The sequence below is a fragment of the Acinetobacter sp. YH16053 genome, from assembly GCF_013417035.1.
GTDB classification, from domain to species: Bacteria; Pseudomonadota; Gammaproteobacteria; order Pseudomonadales; family Moraxellaceae; genus Acinetobacter; species Acinetobacter towneri.
In genome coordinates this window covers 24,271-40,677 of sequence record NZ_VPEP01000003.1, presented here as the reverse complement: position 1 = coordinate 40,677, position 16,407 = coordinate 24,271, and the positions used below count along the sequence as shown (strand labels likewise).

The 16,407-nt window shown below is 42.3% G+C and carries 18 protein-coding genes; 8 read left to right on the top strand and 10 right to left on the bottom strand.

The features are described from left to right. The first annotated feature begins 68 nt into the window (after positions 1-68). From FTV43_RS03590 to FTV43_RS03575, 4 genes are all read left to right on the top strand, one after another. Entirely contained in the window at positions 69-1,517 is a 1,449-nt protein-coding gene (locus FTV43_RS03590; RefSeq protein ID WP_179994982.1) for a leucyl aminopeptidase, read from the top strand. Further along, positions 1,510-1,917 carry a DNA polymerase III subunit chi gene (locus FTV43_RS03585; RefSeq protein ID WP_179994892.1) on the top strand — a complete coding sequence of 136 codons (408 nt, stop codon included), beginning with the start codon at positions 1,510-1,512 and terminating at the stop codon, positions 1,915-1,917. Before FTV43_RS03590 ends, FTV43_RS03585 begins: the two co-directional genes overlap by 8 nt. 48 nt (positions 1,918-1,965) lie before the next feature. Continuing rightward, positions 1,966-2,586 (top strand): hypothetical protein, encoded by a 621-nt coding sequence (locus FTV43_RS03580; RefSeq protein ID WP_179994891.1) that lies wholly within the window; start codon positions 1,966-1,968, stop codon positions 2,584-2,586. Positions 2,587-2,729: 143 nt separating this feature from the next. Beyond that, positions 2,730-2,948 carry a hypothetical protein gene (locus FTV43_RS03575; RefSeq protein ID WP_026438238.1) on the top strand — a complete coding sequence of 73 codons (219 nt, stop codon included), beginning with the start codon at positions 2,730-2,732 and terminating at the stop codon, positions 2,946-2,948. A gap of 107 nt (positions 2,949-3,055) precedes the next feature. Here the strand turns inward: FTV43_RS03575 and FTV43_RS03570 are convergent, their stop codons facing one another. The 7 genes from FTV43_RS03570 to glnK form a co-directional block, all read right to left on the bottom strand. Further along, on the bottom strand, positions 3,056-3,601 hold the full coding sequence (locus FTV43_RS03570; protein WP_179994890.1) for a VTT domain-containing protein: 546 nt from the start codon (positions 3,599-3,601) through the stop codon (positions 3,056-3,058). A 121-nt stretch (positions 3,602-3,722) separates the two neighbouring features. Next, on the bottom strand, positions 3,723-4,382 hold the full coding sequence (locus tag FTV43_RS03565; RefSeq protein ID WP_179994889.1) for a riboflavin synthase: 660 nt from the start codon (positions 4,380-4,382) through the stop codon (positions 3,723-3,725). A gap of 34 nt (positions 4,383-4,416) precedes the next feature. Further along, complete coding sequence (locus FTV43_RS03560; RefSeq protein WP_179994888.1) at positions 4,417-5,709, bottom strand: DNA adenine methylase; 1,293 nt, start codon at positions 5,707-5,709, stop codon at positions 4,417-4,419. Then, positions 5,706-6,809 (bottom strand): bifunctional diaminohydroxyphosphoribosylaminopyrimidine deaminase/5-amino-6-(5-phosphoribosylamino)uracil reductase RibD, encoded by a 1,104-nt coding sequence (gene ribD / locus FTV43_RS03555; protein ID WP_179994981.1) that lies wholly within the window; start codon positions 6,807-6,809, stop codon positions 5,706-5,708. Before ribD ends, FTV43_RS03560 begins: the two co-directional genes overlap by 4 nt. 36 nt (positions 6,810-6,845) lie before the next feature. After that, positions 6,846-7,304, bottom strand: a complete 459-nt coding sequence (gene nrdR / locus FTV43_RS03550; protein ID WP_004975665.1) for a transcriptional regulator NrdR — start codon at positions 7,302-7,304, stop codon at positions 6,846-6,848. Positions 7,305-7,443: 139 nt separating this feature from the next. After that, positions 7,444-8,853, bottom strand: coding sequence for an ammonium transporter (locus tag FTV43_RS03545; protein WP_179994887.1), 1,410 nt, complete (start codon positions 8,851-8,853; stop codon positions 7,444-7,446). A 63-nt stretch (positions 8,854-8,916) separates the two neighbouring features. Next, on the bottom strand, positions 8,917-9,255 hold the full coding sequence (gene glnK, locus FTV43_RS03540) for a P-II family nitrogen regulator (RefSeq protein ID WP_004650081.1): 339 nt from the start codon (positions 9,253-9,255) through the stop codon (positions 8,917-8,919). A gap of 276 nt (positions 9,256-9,531) precedes the next feature. On the opposite strand from glnK, the gene FTV43_RS03535 reads away from it, so the two are divergent. Together FTV43_RS03535 and FTV43_RS03530 are read left to right on the top strand one after the other, a co-directional pair. After that, positions 9,532-9,759 carry an accessory factor UbiK family protein gene (locus FTV43_RS03535; protein ID WP_096902239.1) on the top strand — a complete coding sequence of 76 codons (228 nt, stop codon included), beginning with the start codon at positions 9,532-9,534 and terminating at the stop codon, positions 9,757-9,759. 72 nt (positions 9,760-9,831) lie between these two features. Further along, positions 9,832-11,319, top strand: coding sequence for a YifB family Mg chelatase-like AAA ATPase (locus FTV43_RS03530; protein WP_179993474.1), 1,488 nt, complete (start codon positions 9,832-9,834; stop codon positions 11,317-11,319). Positions 11,320-11,473: 154 nt separating this feature from the next. Here the strand turns inward: FTV43_RS03530 and FTV43_RS03525 are convergent, their stop codons facing one another. Further along, positions 11,474-12,226, bottom strand: coding sequence for a TorF family putative porin (locus FTV43_RS03525; protein WP_179994886.1), 753 nt, complete (start codon positions 12,224-12,226; stop codon positions 11,474-11,476). Positions 12,227-13,353: 1,127 nt separating this feature from the next. Between FTV43_RS03525 and FTV43_RS03520 the strand changes: the two genes are divergently transcribed. After that, the gene (locus tag FTV43_RS03520; protein WP_179994885.1) at positions 13,354-14,664 is read left to right on the top strand and encodes an OprD family outer membrane porin; all 1,311 of its coding nucleotides are present in this window, start codon (positions 13,354-13,356) and stop codon (positions 14,662-14,664) included. A 98-nt stretch (positions 14,665-14,762) separates the two neighbouring features. On the opposite strand, the gene ppa is transcribed toward FTV43_RS03520, so the two are convergent. Both ppa and FTV43_RS03510 read right to left on the bottom strand, forming a co-directional pair. Then, positions 14,763-15,299: an inorganic diphosphatase gene (ppa, locus tag FTV43_RS03515; protein WP_019838157.1), complete on the bottom strand. Its 537-nt coding sequence runs from the start codon at positions 15,297-15,299 to the stop codon at positions 14,763-14,765. A 124-nt stretch (positions 15,300-15,423) separates the two neighbouring features. After that, positions 15,424-15,822, bottom strand: coding sequence for an MAPEG family protein (locus tag FTV43_RS03510; protein WP_096902243.1), 399 nt, complete (start codon positions 15,820-15,822; stop codon positions 15,424-15,426). A 104-nt stretch (positions 15,823-15,926) separates the two neighbouring features. Here FTV43_RS03510 and FTV43_RS03505 point away from each other — a divergent pair, with 104 nt between their 5' ends. Beyond that, complete coding sequence (locus FTV43_RS03505; protein ID WP_004975646.1) at positions 15,927-16,307, top strand: hypothetical protein; 381 nt, start codon at positions 15,927-15,929, stop codon at positions 16,305-16,307. The last annotated feature ends 100 nt before the right edge of the window (positions 16,308-16,407 follow it).

The window sequence follows — 16,407 nt, the reverse complement described above, 5'->3', positions numbered from 1 at the left end:
AACTCGACGCATAAAAATGTTTCAATGGTTGTATAGTTTGCACATCTAGATAGGCATAAAATCCAGTGATTAAATTTAGCTTAAGTCCCGCATTCCAAGAACACAGCGCGAGTGAATCTTTGTCAATTTTAGTGGCTGCAGAACATGTGCTACAAGCAACTGCTGCTTATCAAATCAAAGATTTAGACAGCATTATTCATGCAACACAATTTAAAGCAGGCTTCAATGAAAGTTTAAGTTTGCTGGGTAGTGTTGCCGAATGTGCCAATTGCAACTTGATCGGTTTGGGGAAAACTGAAGAATTACCAGCCGCAAAGCTGGCAAAAATTGCACAAAGCATTATCAAATCTTCACAAAAAAAATTTAAACAGATCAGCCTTGACTTGTCTGCTCTGCCTAGCGAGTTACATTATGTATTTGCACTCAGCTTGACCCAAGCAGCCTATGCTTTTGATGAATATAAAAGCAAAAAGAATGAATTTCAGCTTGAACAGATCCACTTAATTGCCAAGGAAAGCTCACTGACTGCCGATCAGTTGCAGTTAATTGAAGCCATGCAATCGGGTCAAAACATGGCACGCGACTTGGGCAACCGTCCGGGCAATATTTGTTTCCCTGAATATTTGGCAGAACAAGCTCAAGCACTTGCGGCAGAATACCCAGATCTGCTCAAAGTCACTATTTTAGATGAAGCAGAAATGGCCGAATTGGGCATGGGTGCATTCCTTGCAGTCAGTCAGGGTTCAGACCGTCCTGGGCGCATCATTAGCCTTGAATACCAAGCGCAGCGTGACGAAGCACCTGTGGTCTTAGTCGGTAAAGGGATTACTTTCGATACTGGCGGCATTTCACTCAAACCTGGCTTAGGCATGGACGAAATGAAATTTGATATGTGTGGTTCTGCCTCAGTCTTAGGCACCATGCGCGCGCTATGTGAAGCACGTTTACCTATCCATGTGGTCGGCACGATTGCCGCTGCAGAAAACATGCCTTCAGGCAAAGCCACTCGCCCAGGTGATATTGTGACCAGTATGAGCGGTCAAACCATCGAAATTTTAAATACCGATGCCGAAGGTCGTTTGGTGCTGTGCGATACCCTGACCTATGTAAAACGCTTCAACCCTGCTTTGGTAATTGATATTGCGACGTTAACAGGCGCTTGCGTAGTTGCATTGGGTTCGGTACTCACAGGCATGTTTACCCCAGATGACCAACTTGCGGCGGAATTGGAGACTGCGGGACACACCGCATTTGACCGTGTATGGCGTATGCCCGTGATTGACGATTATCAAGAACAACTGGATTCACCATTTGCCGATATTGGCAATATTGGTGGGCCTAAAGCAGGCGCAGTGACTGCAGCATGCTTCTTGCAACGCTTTACCCGTGACTACCGTTGGGCACACCTAGACATTGCAGGCACTGCATGGAATTCAGGCACCAATAAAGGCGCAACAGGTCGTCCTGTACCGTTATTGATGCAGTTCCTCGCGCAACGTGCAAGCAATAATGGCTAAAGTCAGCTTTTATTTGTTTGAAAAAAGTCCAGAGCGGCAGGTGGAAAGCACTTGCCGCTTATGCCGCAAAATTTTGCGGCAGCAGGCGCGCATTTGGCTGCATTGCACTGACCCAGAATTACAGCAAATATTGGATGAACGTCTGTGGAGTTTTGATGCCAGTAGTTTCATTCCGCATGGTATTAACCAAAAACAGGCTAGCGTATGTATTTCAGCCGAACTACCGCAGCAATCAGACTGGATTGTGTTTAATTTTAACAGTCAGGCACTTGAAGCCTATGCAAAATTTAGTCACATTATTGAGATTATTGAAAATCACGAAGCAGCAAAAGTGCTTGGACGTGAAAAATTCAAACAATATCGACGTTTGGGCATAGAACCACAGACGTTTAAGCTTTAATTTTAAAAATTTTTTTTAAAAATATAGCTCGAAATAAGGAGAGATACAGTGACTTTAAATGTCGGCTCAGATTTTAAACAGCGCTGGTTAACCGCGCCTCAGGCTGTGCGCCAGACATTTATGGATGATCTGCATCGAATTTGTGAGGTCTTGCAACCTGAAACACAATTACACCAGTGGATTGCAGAAGATCAGCGTGCTCAGCAACAATCACAGGAAAAAATTGAACAAGCCTATGCTGACCTAAAAGCACGTTTGATTGAAGAAGCACGCCAACGTCGCCAATTGGCACTTGAACTCAAATTAGAACAGCGTCGTGCAGAACAAGCCGCTTATGCTGCACAGTTACAACAAGATGAAGTACAACGCTTCGCAGAACAAACTCAAGTACTTGAGCTGATGCGTCAAAGTCTGGATCAGGAAATTTCAAACTATACGGCGCGTTACGAGCAAAATCCTGAATTACCTGCAGTGACTTTTAACCAAGCAGCAACTGCAGTAAATGATGATAAAATTAGCTCTGAACTTGAAAGTGTACGTTTGCGTTTAGAGCTAGAAGCCGAAACTCAAATTGAGCAGGCGGTCACGGTCTTTCGTGCGCGACTGCATGCCGCAGCCCAAGAAGAAATTGACTATATCTTAAAAAATTCAAGTTTTTCTAAAGAATAAATTTACTTTTACCCCCTATTCGCGCATAGCCTTAAATCAAGTGTCATCAAAATGAAATAATTTTGTCTCATGATTGTCATCCAGAAAAAGTTGAATTTTCAGCTTTTATCTTCTTTAATAACTTTGACAATCTCGGGTTTCAAATGGATATCTTGACGAAAATTTCAGGCAAAATCGACCATCTTAATACGGGCGAACAGTGCAGTATTCGTGCTCAGGATTTATGGATCAGTCGTGCAGATTTCCAATCATTAAGCATTTATTTGTCTAAAGAAGCGGAAAAGGGTAAGTTTTCAATTCAAACAAACGATACTTTTAGCTCGCGCTTGGGTGGCACAGAATTAATTGTCACCAAACACTAAAACTAAACCAGACCAAAAGTCCACTCGGTGGGCTTTTTTGTGGTCGTCAATCAGTTTTTTGAGTTATCGCTGTGGATTTAGAATAAGAAAATAGGAAACATTAGGAATTAAATCCAATCACCCAACCAAGACAAAATATTGCCCAAACCATAACCTATTGCCATTAAAGAAAAAACCCACACGGCAGCACCCACCACATTATAAAAACTAAAAGTCGCCAAAGGCATGTGCCCAGACCCTGCCGCAAAGGGTGCAAATGAACGTACAAACGGTATAAAACGCGCCATTAAAATAGTTTTGCCGCCATGTTTCATAAAATAATGGTTAGTTTTTACAATATATTCAGGTTTGAAATAACGTGAATGTTGATGAAAATACTTCACACCTAGAATTCGTCCAGTGTAATAGTTGACGCTATACCCTAAGACTGCAGCAACAAAAAGTAAAATGCCCATATAGTGCAAATGCACCACGTCTGTGGTAGAACACAACGCACCAATGGCGATCAGCAAGCTGTCACCTGGCAAAAAGAACATAAACACGGAACCAGTTTCTGCAAAAATGATCAGAAACAAAATGGCATAAATCCACACCCCATAATTATCGAGTAATATGGGCAGCCAGTATTCCAAATTCATTAAAATATCAATCATCTACAATAAACCAATGCATCATCCATGATGAAAAAATGACTTTATTAGGCTGAATTATCCCTAAAAATAAAAAAACAGTCTAATTTTTCAATCAGACTGTTTAGATTTAACGGTGTTGTGCTTATTTTAAAAAGCCATTTTCAGCCAAAAATTCCATGCTGATTTTGGATTGCTGTGTGGTTTCTGCAGCTTTATCACCCAATAGCAAACGCTCAATATAGCGTGCCAATACATCCACTTCTAAATTGACTTTGCTGCCGACTTTCCAAGTGCCAATATTGGTGCGTTCGGCCGTGTGCGGAATTAAATTTAGGCTAATGATGCTGCCACATAAATGGTTAATGGTCAGGCTAATACCATCTACCGTCACCGAGCCTTTTTCTGCCAAATATTTAGCAATTTCAGCAGGTGCAGTTACTTCATAGTAAATCGAGCGTGCATCTTCACGCACCACGGTAATTTCACCCACGGCATCTACATGCCCACTCACGATATGCCCGCCAAAACGTGTGGTTGGCAGCATGGCCTTTTCAACATTGACAGGTTGACCGACTTTCCATGTACCTAAAGTGGTGCGGTTCAGACTTTCACGCGACACATCTGCCGCATACCAGTTATCGCCCCACTCAATCACGGTTAGACAAATACCATTGGTGGCAATCGAGTCACCCAAATGCACATCTGACATATCTAAATCAGTCTGAATACGCAAACGTACATCACCGCCCACACTTTGCAGGCTTTCTACTTTACCTAAACTTTCAATAATGCCTGTAAACATAATCTTTTCTCTCATTCACTGAGGATTTGTGGATTTACCACAACGCCAATTGGGTACTCACCCCTGAGGTATCGACACCGCCCAATTCTGCAAAATGGTACAACTGACCCAGCAACTGACGGATTGGTGGGCCTGATTTGGCATGGGTGTCGGTAATCACAATAAATTCCAGCACGCGCGCACGTTCAGACTGACGCTGTTTACTCACGCGATAACGTGGTACATCTTGGGTCAATAATGCCACTCGGCCACGCTTTAAGTTAGCTTGTAGCAAGTCTGTGGCACTGATATTACCATCGGTAGAATAGCTGGTCAGAATAAAACGTGCATTGATGGTTTCCAATAAGGTTTCATAAGCCTCTTTGGCATACTTGGAAGAGTTGTATGGACTTGGACGTTCCTTACGCCACGCACGGTCAATACCACTTTTAAAGCCTTTGGTGTCTGGAGTGGGTAAATCGACCTGATCCCACAGCGTTAAAGCATTTAAAACATGATAGTTACTGCTATAGGCATGTTGGTTATATGGAGGGTCCAAATACGCGACATCAACCTCAAAACCACTCATTTGATTAGCCAGATGCTGTGCATCAACACACCACATTTCTGCAGCGGGTTTATTCGGTTCACCAATGTCACAAAAACGACTTGGCGTGAGCCACAATAATGATTCAATTCGTTCGAGTGCGGTTTGAGTTTTGCCACCCCAGCCGTGGTGGAAGCTTTTAAACACCCCACTGGTATTGCTGACAAAACTGGCAGAGTACAACAACGGTGCCAACAATGCCGACATCTCAACATCATCAATGGCGCCCTGCGCTTGCCACGTAGCAATTTGCTGACGAATCGCATCTATGCGCATGCCGTTTCGACGTTTAAAGAACAAACGGTCACGACTTGGGTCATAAATCTCGTCATTGCGCGGACACAAATTATGCGTCACCCAGCCTTTGACTTCAGGCAAACGGTTCAAATAATCAATGGCTTTTTGATAGCCGCCTAATTCTTTAAACGCAGGCGCTTCAGTACTGGCCAAAATCGCATGGTTTAAGGCATGGCTGTACGGTTCCCAATCATTGGCAATCACCCGATAACCATTTTGGCGCGCCAAACGTGATACCACCCCTGAGCCTGCAAAGAAGTCAGCAAAAATTGGCGCACGACCATTTTTAGGATGTAGCGTTCCTGTCTGTTCAAGTGCTTCTAAAATCAGATGCAGTAAACGGCGTTTATTGCCCAAATAAGGCACTAACTGATGGAATAAGTATTCATCAGTGGTGCGTGCCGCATGACGACGTTTGTGATAAACCGTTGACTCTGAACTCATAGTGTCTCTTGAGAAGGAATTAACCTAAGGCGCACGTCATCACCCAATTGAGTGACGTCGCAAAGTTTAAATCGAAGTTGCTCTGCCATCTGTTCAAATTCTGCATTAAACATGGCACGAGCCGAGCGCCCTAACAATGTAGGTGCCACATAGCTGATCACTTCATCGACCCAACCTTCCTGTAAGAAAGCAGTCGATAAGGTTGCTCCCGCTTCAACCAACACATCATAAATTTGATATTGCTGTACCAATTGGGCAAGTAAGGTGGCTAAAGGTTGCGGTTCCAATTGTAACACGCCCAAAGCAGCCAACTCTGCACGATACGGTCCCATCACCATCACCGTTTCAGGCTGCTGCAAAATTTGTGCGCTCAAAGGCAAACGACCTTGGCGATCTAAAATAATCCGTTTGGGTTGTACTACGCTGTGGATGTCATCTACACCCTCTAAGTGGCGTACATTAAGCAGACAGTCATCGGCCAGTAACGTGTCGATCCCCGTTAATACTGCAGCAGAAATTGCCCGCCAATGCTGCACATCGGCACGTGCAGCCGTGCCTGTGATCCATTTGGATTCACCCGAAGCCATTGCCGTGCGACCATCCAAACTTGAAGCTACTTTTAAACGCACATAGGGCATGCCCGTAGCCATGGCTTTTAAAAAGCCTAAATTTAACTGACGCGCTTCAGCTTCTGCCACACCGACATCCACCTGAATGCCTGCATCCTTTAAAATCTGAACGCCCTTGCCTGCCACCAATGGATTTGGGTCTGGACATGCCACCACCACTTTAGCCACGCCTGCATCAACCAATGCTTTGGCACAAGGTGGTGTGCGTCCATAGTGCGCACACGGCTCCAAAGTTACATAGGCAGTTGCACCACGTGCCTGTTCACCTGCCTGACGCAAAGCAAAGACTTCGGCATGCGGTTGTCCTGCACGCGGATGATAACCTTCGCCCAATAATTGCGCATCTTTAACAATCACACAGCCGACATTTGGATTAGGTTTGGTACTGTATTGCCCCAAACGTGCCAACTCAATCGCACGACGCATCCAAAAAAGATCGTCGGGTGGTAAATTGGAAGTAGATTCAGTCATATTCAGATGTTGTGTGCTTTTTGCTGACATGAGGATTTATTGCTCACGTAACTGCATTTGTTCAATTTGACGACGAAACGCTTCGACATCCTGAAAGTCTTGATACACCGAAGCAAAACGGACATACGCCACATGATCCAGTGCAAATAAGGCCTGCATGACAATTTCACCAATGGTACGTGATTTCACATCGCGCTCACCCAAACGGCGAATTTGTAATTGGATGTCGCTGAGTACAGTTTCTATTTGCTCTTGGGTCACAGGACGCTTTTGTAAAGCATGCATCAGTGAACGACGCAGCTTGGCCTCATCGAAGGGTTCACTTTTCCCATCCGATTTAATCACACGTGGCATGACGACTTCATAACTTTCAAAAGTGGTAAAGCGTTCACCACAGCCAATACACTCACGACGTCGGCGAATTTGGCAGCCTTCTGCCGCCAAACGTGAGTCAATCACTTTACTGTCTGCAGCGTTGCAAAATGGACAATGCATAGCGGTTAAATTGCACAAATTTGAATGAAAATGCAGTGTAGCAAAATTTCTAAACTTTGTAGAGTTTTACGCAATATATAGAAAAAAAACAGCCCCAAAGGGCTGTTTTACACAATATATTGATTATGTGCTGTGTGGATTATTCGACACGCTCACCATGTTGGCTTAAGTCGAGTCCCATACGCTCATCTTCTGCAGCCACACGAATACCGATGGTTAGATCAATTACTTTTAAGATGATGAAAGTCAGTACAGCTGAGTAAGCAATGGTCGCTAATACGCCTTCAACTTGCACCCAAAGTTGGCTCATTAGGTTGCTTGGTGCAGCATCGCCCATAATAAACTCGCTGGCAAAAAAGGCGGTTAAAACTGCACCAACAATACCACCTACACCATGTAATCCAAAGGCATCTAAAGAGTCATCGGCTTTCAGAGCGCGTTTTAAGGCAGTAATCCCCCAGAAACAGACCACACCACCAATTAAACCCATCGCTAATGCACCACCGACAGTCACAAAACCTGCTGCTGGCGTAATCACGACCAAACCTGCAACTGCACCCGATGCAGCACCTAATACAGAACCTTTACCACGTACCAGTTTTTCTGCTACAAGCCATGCAATTGCTGCGGCTGCGGCTGCCACTTGAGTCACAACTAAGGCATAACCCGCTGCACCATTCGCGCCTAAAGCAGAACCACCGTTGAAACCAAACCAGCCCACCCAGAGTAAACTTGCACCCAGTACAGTCAAAGTCAGGTTGTGCGGAGCCATAGATTCACGGCCCAAGCCCATACGTTTGCCCAACATGTATGCAGCAACTAAACCTGCAACACCCGAGTTAATATGAACAACAGTACCACCAGCAAAGTCGAGAGCACCATCATTGCCTAACCAACCACCACCCCATACCCAGTGGGTAATTGGTGCGTAGACCACGACCACCCAAATCGCGATAAAGGCAACAAAGGCACCAAACTTCATTCGTTCTGCAATTGAACCACTGATAATTGCCACAGTAATGATGGCAAAGGTCATTTGAAATATCACAAATAGAATTTCAGGAATACTGCCACTGAGCGCATCGGTACCAATGCCTGCCAGCATGACTTTGTCTAGACCACCAATAAAGGCATTACCTTCACCAAAAGCCAAACTATAGCCCACTGCCACCCAGGCAATACTGACCACGGCTGCTGCTACAAAGCTATAAGCCATAGTATTGAGTACGTTTTTCTTGCGTACCATACCGCCATAAAATAGTGCCAAACCAGGAATGGTCATGAGTAAAACTAAAGCAGTCGAAACTAAAATCCAAGCGGTATCGCCTGTATCTAATACAGCTTCAGGTTCAGCAGCTTCGGGCGTGCTGACTTCTGCTACAGCTGCAACTTCTGTTGCATTTGTTGTTTCGATAGGAGATGTTTCGGCAGTTTCAAGCACTGCAACATCTGAAGTTGGTGCGGTGGCTGTTACGGCTTCTTCAGCCCAAGCAACAGAACCACCAAGAAGTGCGCCTGATAGACTCAGCGCGAGTAGCATTTTTTTCATTTGTGTCCCCCGACCTTTGTTTTTGTGAGTTATTAGGTACTCAGCAAACTTCGTGCCATTTTCTTAAACAGCGTCTGCACCCGTTTCACCTGTACGAATACGGATGACTTGTTCGAGGTTAGTCACAAAGATTTTGCCATCACCAATCTTGCCTGTACTAGCAACACGAGTGATTGACTCAATCACCGAATCCACCATTTCATCGCTAATTGCGATTTCAATTTTAACTTTAGGCAAAAAGTCAACGACGTATTCAGCGCCACGATAAAGTTCGGTATGACCTTTTTGGCGACCGAAGCCTTTGACTTCTGTTACGGTGATCCCTTGAACACCAATTTCAGATAATGCTTCACGCACATCATCTAATTTAAAGGGTTTTACAATTGCAGTTACGAGCTTCATGTGTGTTTTCCTTCGGCTTAATTCACCAGTAAGGTTTTATGTTCAAATTCCATGCCAAAGTTCTAAGGTCGGGGGAAATTAGAAACCGTGACATGAGTTTTCTTTATACCTTATTTTATACATTTATATGGTTTTGATCTTCAAAAAATAGACATATTTACTAGAAGATTTACGATTTTACTCATCGAATAAATCCATATTTCGTCTGAAATGCTATAGTCTATTCAAGACCAGTGCTACACTGCCTCCATTTTCTCCATCTTTGTGGAAACAACAATGATTGAAACTTTATTACAAGCCATTTTGGAACAAGTTGAACAACCTAAAAAAGATTTAGAACATAATTTACGTGCTTTGCTCAATGAAGCGGTCACCAAAATGGATTTGGTCTCGCAAGATGAGCTAGACCGCCAACGTACTGCGCTCAATAATGCCAACTTACGTTTAAATGAATTGTTAAAACAGGTTGAAGCACTGGAACAGAAAATTCAACTCAAAAAATAAGCACCAATTGAGTGCATAAAAACAAAAAATAAACATTATAAAAATAACGCACCAAAACGGATCATTATAAAAATGTCTTTTGCCAAAGTGTATACGCGGGGGCTGCTCGGCTTGCACGCCCCTGCAATTGAAGTTGAAGTCCATCTGAGTCAAGGTTTACCTTCTTTAACCATTGTCGGTCTAGCCGAAGCTGCCGTGCGTGAAAGTAAAGATCGGGTACGCTCTGCCATTATTAATAGTGGTTTTCAATTTCCGACCAAACGTCTGACCATTAATTTAGCACCTGCCGACTTGCCCAAAGATGGTTCGCGTTTGGACTTAGCCATTGCTTTAGGCATTTTAATTGCTTCGGGACAGTTGCCCGAACAAAGCACTGAAGGTTTAGAGTTTATTGGAGAATTGGCTTTAGATGGTCAATTGCGCCCCACCACAGGCACACTCAGTATTGCGATTGCCTGCCAACAGGCACAGCATTGTTTGGTTTTACCTGAACAAAATGCACAAGAAGCTGCTCAATTGCCTGACTTTGAAGTCTTTGCCGCCACACATTTAAAACAAGTTTGCGAACATTTGGCACAAAGCCAGCCTTTAGATAAAGTCACCGCGACTGCCCAACCACAGTTATCACATTCCGCCTTTGATTTAGTCGATGTTAAAGGACAGTTGCGCCCACGACGTGCTTTGGAAATTGCGGCTGCAGGTGGACATTCATTGCTATTCAAAGGCCCACCCGGTACAGGCAAAACCTTATTGGCATCTAGGCTTTCCAGTATTTTACCGCCATTGAATATGCAGGAAAATTTAGAAGTTGCCAGCATCTATTCTGTGGCGAATAGCCCGCATACGTTTGGACAGCGTCCCTTTCGTGCACCGCACCATACCGCTTCTGCTGTAGCCTTGGTCGGTGGAGGCTCATATCCCAAACCAGGTGAAATTACCTTGGCACATTTAGGTGTTTTATTTTTAGATGAACTGCCTGAATTTGATAAAAAAGTGTTAGAAGTACTGCGCCAACCTTTAGAGTCCAAAGAAATTGTGATTTCCCGCGCCTCTCGGCAAATTACCTTCCCAGCCAACTTTCAACTGATTGCTGCCATGAATCCTTGTCCTTGTGGTTATGCTTTTAATCAGGATGTGCGCTGTCAGTGTTCTGCAGAAAGTATTAAACGCTATCAAAACCGTATTTCAGGACCGTTGTTGGATCGTATCGACTTACACATTGATGTACCACCTCTGCAAGCACATGAATTACAGGATACCCGACCAGTGGAAAATTCTGAAACCGTGCGAAGCCGTGTCATTCAAGCATATACACGACAATTGCAACGACAAGAGTGTTTAAACATGGCGCTCAGTCCCAAACAATTAGAGCAATTTGCACATTTAGATGATACTGCGCAAAATATTTTAGCCATTGCGCAGCAGCGTTTGAACTTATCGGCACGTGCGTATCATCGGGTGTTACGAGTGGCACGCACCATTGCAGATTTAGCCCAAAGTGAACAGATTCAAAGTCCACATTTGAGTGAAGCACTGTCTTATCGTGCCCATGAAGCCTGATTGAAAGTCTAATTAAGAGTTCGATTAAGAATCTGATTAAAAGTCTAAGAGATGAAAATAGCCCATTGCCATGCCTGTACAATGGGCGAGTTGTTTTTATTGTTTTAAGTTTCACTCCTAACTGGAGCTTTTATTTATCGTCGTAGCCGTATCTTTAGAAGGCTTTAGTTAAAGTAAATACAGCTCCTGTTTCAACGCCACGCTTTGCCGCATGCGAAAAACCATCGGTATCAATATCAGTTCCTACAGCAGCCAATTCAGCAGATAAACCTTCAACTGAAGCAAAGTTATAGCTTACACCGACTTTCCAATCTACATAGCTGTCACTATTATCCCCAAAATCAACGTCATCTGCTTGGGTGTAACCTAATCCAGCCACCCCAGAAAAGCCGGTACTTCCAATGGGTGCGGTATAAGTGGCATTGAAATACCAGGCATCGGTGTCAACACCCAAGAAATCATTGGAATAGTTGATTGCGGTCAATAAGCTGGCATCTTTAAATAAAACATCGCTAAAACCTAATTTTGCATAGACTTCAAGCCAGTTTAAATCGCTCTCACTTGGGTAGGCGTAATACCACAAACCCACATCCAAAACAGGTTTGCTGGCAAAATAATCTAGGCTTGTGGTATAGCCAATATAAGGGTCAAGCTCTAAATGTGCCGTACCACCAAAATCGACATTGGAACCCCACACGCCTGCATACACGCCAGAATCATGGCTGAGAGCAAAACCTGCTTGCACTGCGGGATCATTAAAGGTTTGAGTTAAACCGCGATAACGATAATCACTGGTTAAGGCTGCTGTCCCGCTAAACGACATGCCTGTCGCATTTTCTGCAGCAAAGCTGAGGCTTGATGTGGCTGCGACCATCGCCAAAGAAAGTGTTTGAAGTACGAATTTCATTTTAGATTCCCCCTGCATCGGATGAGATGCCTTTGTCTATTTTTGTTTGACTCATTGAGGGAATTGCAAACCCTATGCCAACGCTAAAATTCAGAACAGAGATTTGGCATTTAAAATGCAAAAATACAAACCTAAGATATTGTTATACATCAATTATTTTTAGTGTGTTTTTTATTTTGATTGGAGTAAATTTTGATTTACATCAACACTCTTCTTATAACCACTGCACTTTAAAACATGAATTTACACAGTGCTATGATTATTTTTTGCATCCTTGCATAGCAATAAAGCTAAATCACATACCTAAAAAAGTGCAGTCAAGAATCACAAGCCTATCCTGATCAAAAAATAGAAAGTCAGGCCTATCCTGTTCATCCTTACGCCATCAACTATCAAAACTCAGTGAACAGACAGAAATCCTGTCCTAAACTGCACTAGATTTCTGCACCAAAATTTGACATCAATATACGACGCGACACTTCAATCTTCACATCAAAAATAATTCAATGACCAAAACGATAGATCAATTTTAATTTTCGCAAGCCAACGACCATATAAAAGTTATGTATAAAATATCTGCTTAAACAGTTCTGTTTTCATCGTAATGCCAAAACTTAACACCGATGTTTCACATGAAATCCGTAATAGCCAAAAGCTATTACTCAAAGCTTAAATAAAATGTAATTTTTATACTCTTAATTCAAATAAAGATTCATAAATTTATTTCCCCACTTATCTCTTGCCCAAAATTCGACTTCATAGATAACCATTTCACAGGAAAACTTCACCCTATTTTAAAATTTATGCTGTGCCTTATGCGCTTTGATCACACACCAAGCTGTTGAAAAATTGAATAAACTGTATTTTTAATGTACTAGTTGCAGATGCGCTGTATTTGGCTATGTTTCAGTGACTCAGTAAGTTTTAAATATGTTTATGTTTTTACTAAAAAATAAAATATTTATTCAACTTTTGAAAAGTCGATATTTTTAATGACCCCACAGTTTATCGAAAAAATGCTTAACTTTAGTGTCATAAGTGCTTTAAAAGTGATATTTTCGCGCATAAATAGCGATACAATTCGCCTACGTTTCAACTACACATTTACTGCATGAGGCCATCTCCCAATGCTGCAATCTAAAAAATTAACACTTGCGTTGCTGATCAACGCAGCGCTTGTTTCAACTGCATTTGCTAGCGAACAAAGTGAATCTAAAGGCTTTGTAGAAGACGCAAACGGTTCGGTTTTATTCCGTACAGGTTATTTGAATCGTGATAAAAAAGATGGACTTACAAACGATACAAGCTCTGCGGCTCAAACAGCAATGATCAATCTAGATTCTGGCTTTACTAAAGGTATTGTTGGTTTTGGTGCAGGTATCATTGGTGATGCTTCATTCAAATTAGGTGAAAACAGAAATACTGGCAACCAAATGATTCCACTCCACAACGATGGTTCTGCTTATGACCACTGGGCACGTGGTGGTGCTTATGTCAAAGCACGCGTATCAAACACAACAGCTAAATATGGTACGCAAGTATCTGAAATTCCAGTAATTGCAAGCAATACTGCTCGTTTAACCCCTGAGTACTACACTGGTCTTTATATTGAAAGTAACGAAATTAAAGACTTGACGTTAATCGGTGGTAAATTCACTAAAAACCAATGGTCAAATGACATCAGCTCAGACCAACAAAATTTGGACAGTGCTATTTTCTGGGGCGCGAAATACAAGTTTAACGACCAAGTTAATGCCTCTTATTATGGGGTAGACGTTAAAGATAAATTAGATCGTCACTATGGGAATGTGAATTATAGCTTCCCTACAGCAAATGGTGCGAGCGTAACTTTAGATGCAATGGGTTACAATACCAAATGGAAAGTTGGAGCAGAAACAACTGATCCACGCAGTGAAACTGAAGAATTGACTAACTCGATTTGGGGTGTATCTGCAAGCTATAACAGGGACGCACACAATTTGATGCTTGCGTACCAAGATAATGCGGGCAACATAGGTTACGACTATGCTTACAACGCAGATGGTCTACAAAGCATTTATGTACCAAACTCATACTTATCCGACTTTAATGGTAACGATGAAAAATCTGTTGGCTTACAGTACAACTATAATTTTAAAAACCATGGTCTCCCAGGTCTAAACTGGACAACAGCATTCGTTTATGGTTGGGATATTGATGTAGCCGAAAAAAATAATCCAGCACAAATTATCGACCAAGCTGAAGAACATGAATTCTTTAACCAAGTGAAATATACGGTTCAATCGGGTGCGTTGAAAGATGCAAGCTTACGCTTACGTAACTCTTACTTACGTGCAAGCGATACGTATAACAATGCGAAAGGAAATTACGTCAGTAATGCTATTGGCTCAACCAACGAATGGCGTATCTGGTTAGATATTCCTGTGAAATTATTCTAATTTCTCGGAATAGCAAAACCAATAAAAAACCTGCACAGAATATGTGCAGGTTTTTTTACATTTCAGCTTTCATTTGAATGCTGAACAGGCTACGCAAATTATGGATTTGCAGCTTTGTAGCCTTCAATTGAGTTCAATACTTCTTGTTTCGCAACATCAGCACCTTCCCAACCACTTAACTTAACCCATTTGCCTGGCTCTAAGTCTTTATAGTGTTGGAAGAAGTGTTCAATTTGGCTGATCAATAATGGTGGAAGATCAGTATATTCTTGAACATCTTTATAAATTGGGGTTAATTTTTCGTGCGGAACTGCGACCAATTTCGCATCAACACCACCGTCATCTTCCATGTTCAATTTACCCACTGGGCGGCAACGAATCACAGAACCTGGCTCTACTGGGTGTGGGGTCACAACCAATACGTCTAGCGGATCACCATCCAATGAAAGTGTATTTGGTACATAACCGTAGTTCGCTGGGTAGAACATTGCTGTACCCATGAAACGGTCTACAAATAATGCATCAGAATCTTTGTCAATTTCGTATTTGATTGGCGCTGCATTGGCAGGAATTTCAATGATCACATAGATGTCATTTGGTGCATCTTTACCCGCAGGGATATTGCTGTAGCTCATAGCATCACTCTTAAACAAGTTAAATCTTTTTAAAACCGCGTCAATTATAACGGTTTTCTGTCCTGAATTACTGCGCGATTATACATCTGCAAGGCAAAAATACATATTTTCAGACATGACTTGATCAGGTCAGTTTAATCACCATCAGCAAAATACAAATTGGACAAAGTAAAGACAGCATCCAAACAATTGAACGCAGCGTCGCCCAATTGGCTAAATAACAAATTCCATAAATAATGCGCAGCACAATATAAGCAATACCAAACATCATCACCACCACTTGTGGGATGACCATATATTCCGCCATGAGCACTGCAGCAATAAATAAAGGCAGGCTTTCAAAACTGTTTTGCTGTACGGCGTTAGCACGTGCAGCAAAACCTGTGGTTTTGGCTAAAAATTCACGTGGATTTTGGTTATCTTCACGTTTAAAGCCGCCTGCCATTTTTGCGACAACAGCAAAGACATACGGCAATAAGCAAGCAATTATAATTAGATAAACAATTCCACTTATGCTTTGCATCAATTTTTTCTCATAAACTGTATTGAGAACTTATCATAACATGGCATTTCTTGAATAAATTTTGTTAAATAGCATGTTTTAAGCAATTGTATAAAGGATCCAGTATGGTCAGCCCAGATCAAAAGGAAATGTTAGATGTACTTGAAAAGCAGCGCCAACATCAACTGCGAGTGGATCGTGTTTTAAAAATTGTGTTGCCTATTGTGGCATTTTTATTGATGGTGATTTGCGCCAACATGAACGTATGGTCGACCATTTTTACCTTCGTTGTACTTTGGGTGGCGTTTTATGCGGTAGGGATTAAGCGCTTACCGCTCTGGCACTGGATTATTGTGATTGTGGTGTATTGCTTAATTGATAATATTTTAAGTTATGGCAGTTTTAATCAATCAGGTTTTAGCCGCCAATTTGGTGCGATGTTTATTTTCTTGGGTATTGTGGGTGTTGGGCGTCGTTACTTTGACCGTTGGTTGATGAAAGAATAAGGTCTGTTGACACTTCGTCTGTATTGAACAAGAAGCTATCTATTTTATAAGCATAAAAAAAACGCCCCTGAGTTTTCAGAGGCGTTTGTGTTTCAAAGCA

Coding starts and splice junctions, on each gene's coding strand:
- FTV43_RS03530 (WP_179993474.1), top strand. CDS start 9,832: ATGTCTTTTGCCAAAGTGTATACGCGGGGGCTGCTCGGCTTGCACGCC.
- ribD (WP_179994981.1), bottom strand. CDS start 6,809: ATGACTGAATCTACTTCCAATTTACCACCCGACGATCTTTTTTGGATG.
- FTV43_RS03525 (WP_179994886.1), bottom strand. CDS start 12,226: ATGAAATTCGTACTTCAAACACTTTCTTTGGCGATGGTCGCAGCCACA.
- FTV43_RS03560 (WP_179994888.1), bottom strand. CDS start 5,709: ATGAGTTCAGAGTCAACGGTTTATCACAAACGTCGTCATGCGGCACGC.
- glnK (WP_004650081.1), bottom strand. CDS start 9,255: ATGAAGCTCGTAACTGCAATTGTAAAACCCTTTAAATTAGATGATGTG.
- FTV43_RS03520 (WP_179994885.1), top strand. CDS start 13,354: ATGCTGCAATCTAAAAAATTAACACTTGCGTTGCTGATCAACGCAGCG.
- FTV43_RS03565 (WP_179994889.1), bottom strand. CDS start 4,382: ATGTTTACAGGCATTATTGAAAGTTTAGGTAAAGTAGAAAGCCTGCAA.
- FTV43_RS03585 (WP_179994892.1), top strand. CDS start 1,510: ATGGCTAAAGTCAGCTTTTATTTGTTTGAAAAAAGTCCAGAGCGGCAG.
- FTV43_RS03505 (WP_004975646.1), top strand. CDS start 15,927: ATGGTCAGCCCAGATCAAAAGGAAATGTTAGATGTACTTGAAAAGCAG.
- ppa (WP_019838157.1), bottom strand. CDS start 15,299: ATGAGCTACAGCAATATCCCTGCGGGTAAAGATGCACCAAATGACATC.
- FTV43_RS03535 (WP_096902239.1), top strand. CDS start 9,532: ATGATTGAAACTTTATTACAAGCCATTTTGGAACAAGTTGAACAACCT.
- nrdR (WP_004975665.1), bottom strand. CDS start 7,304: ATGCATTGTCCATTTTGCAACGCTGCAGACAGTAAAGTGATTGACTCA.
- FTV43_RS03570 (WP_179994890.1), bottom strand. CDS start 3,601: ATGATTGATATTTTAATGAATTTGGAATACTGGCTGCCCATATTACTC.
- FTV43_RS03575 (WP_026438238.1), top strand. CDS start 2,730: ATGGATATCTTGACGAAAATTTCAGGCAAAATCGACCATCTTAATACG.
- FTV43_RS03545 (WP_179994887.1), bottom strand. CDS start 8,853: ATGAAAAAAATGCTACTCGCGCTGAGTCTATCAGGCGCACTTCTTGGT.
- FTV43_RS03510 (WP_096902243.1), bottom strand. CDS start 15,822: ATGCAAAGCATAAGTGGAATTGTTTATCTAATTATAATTGCTTGCTTA.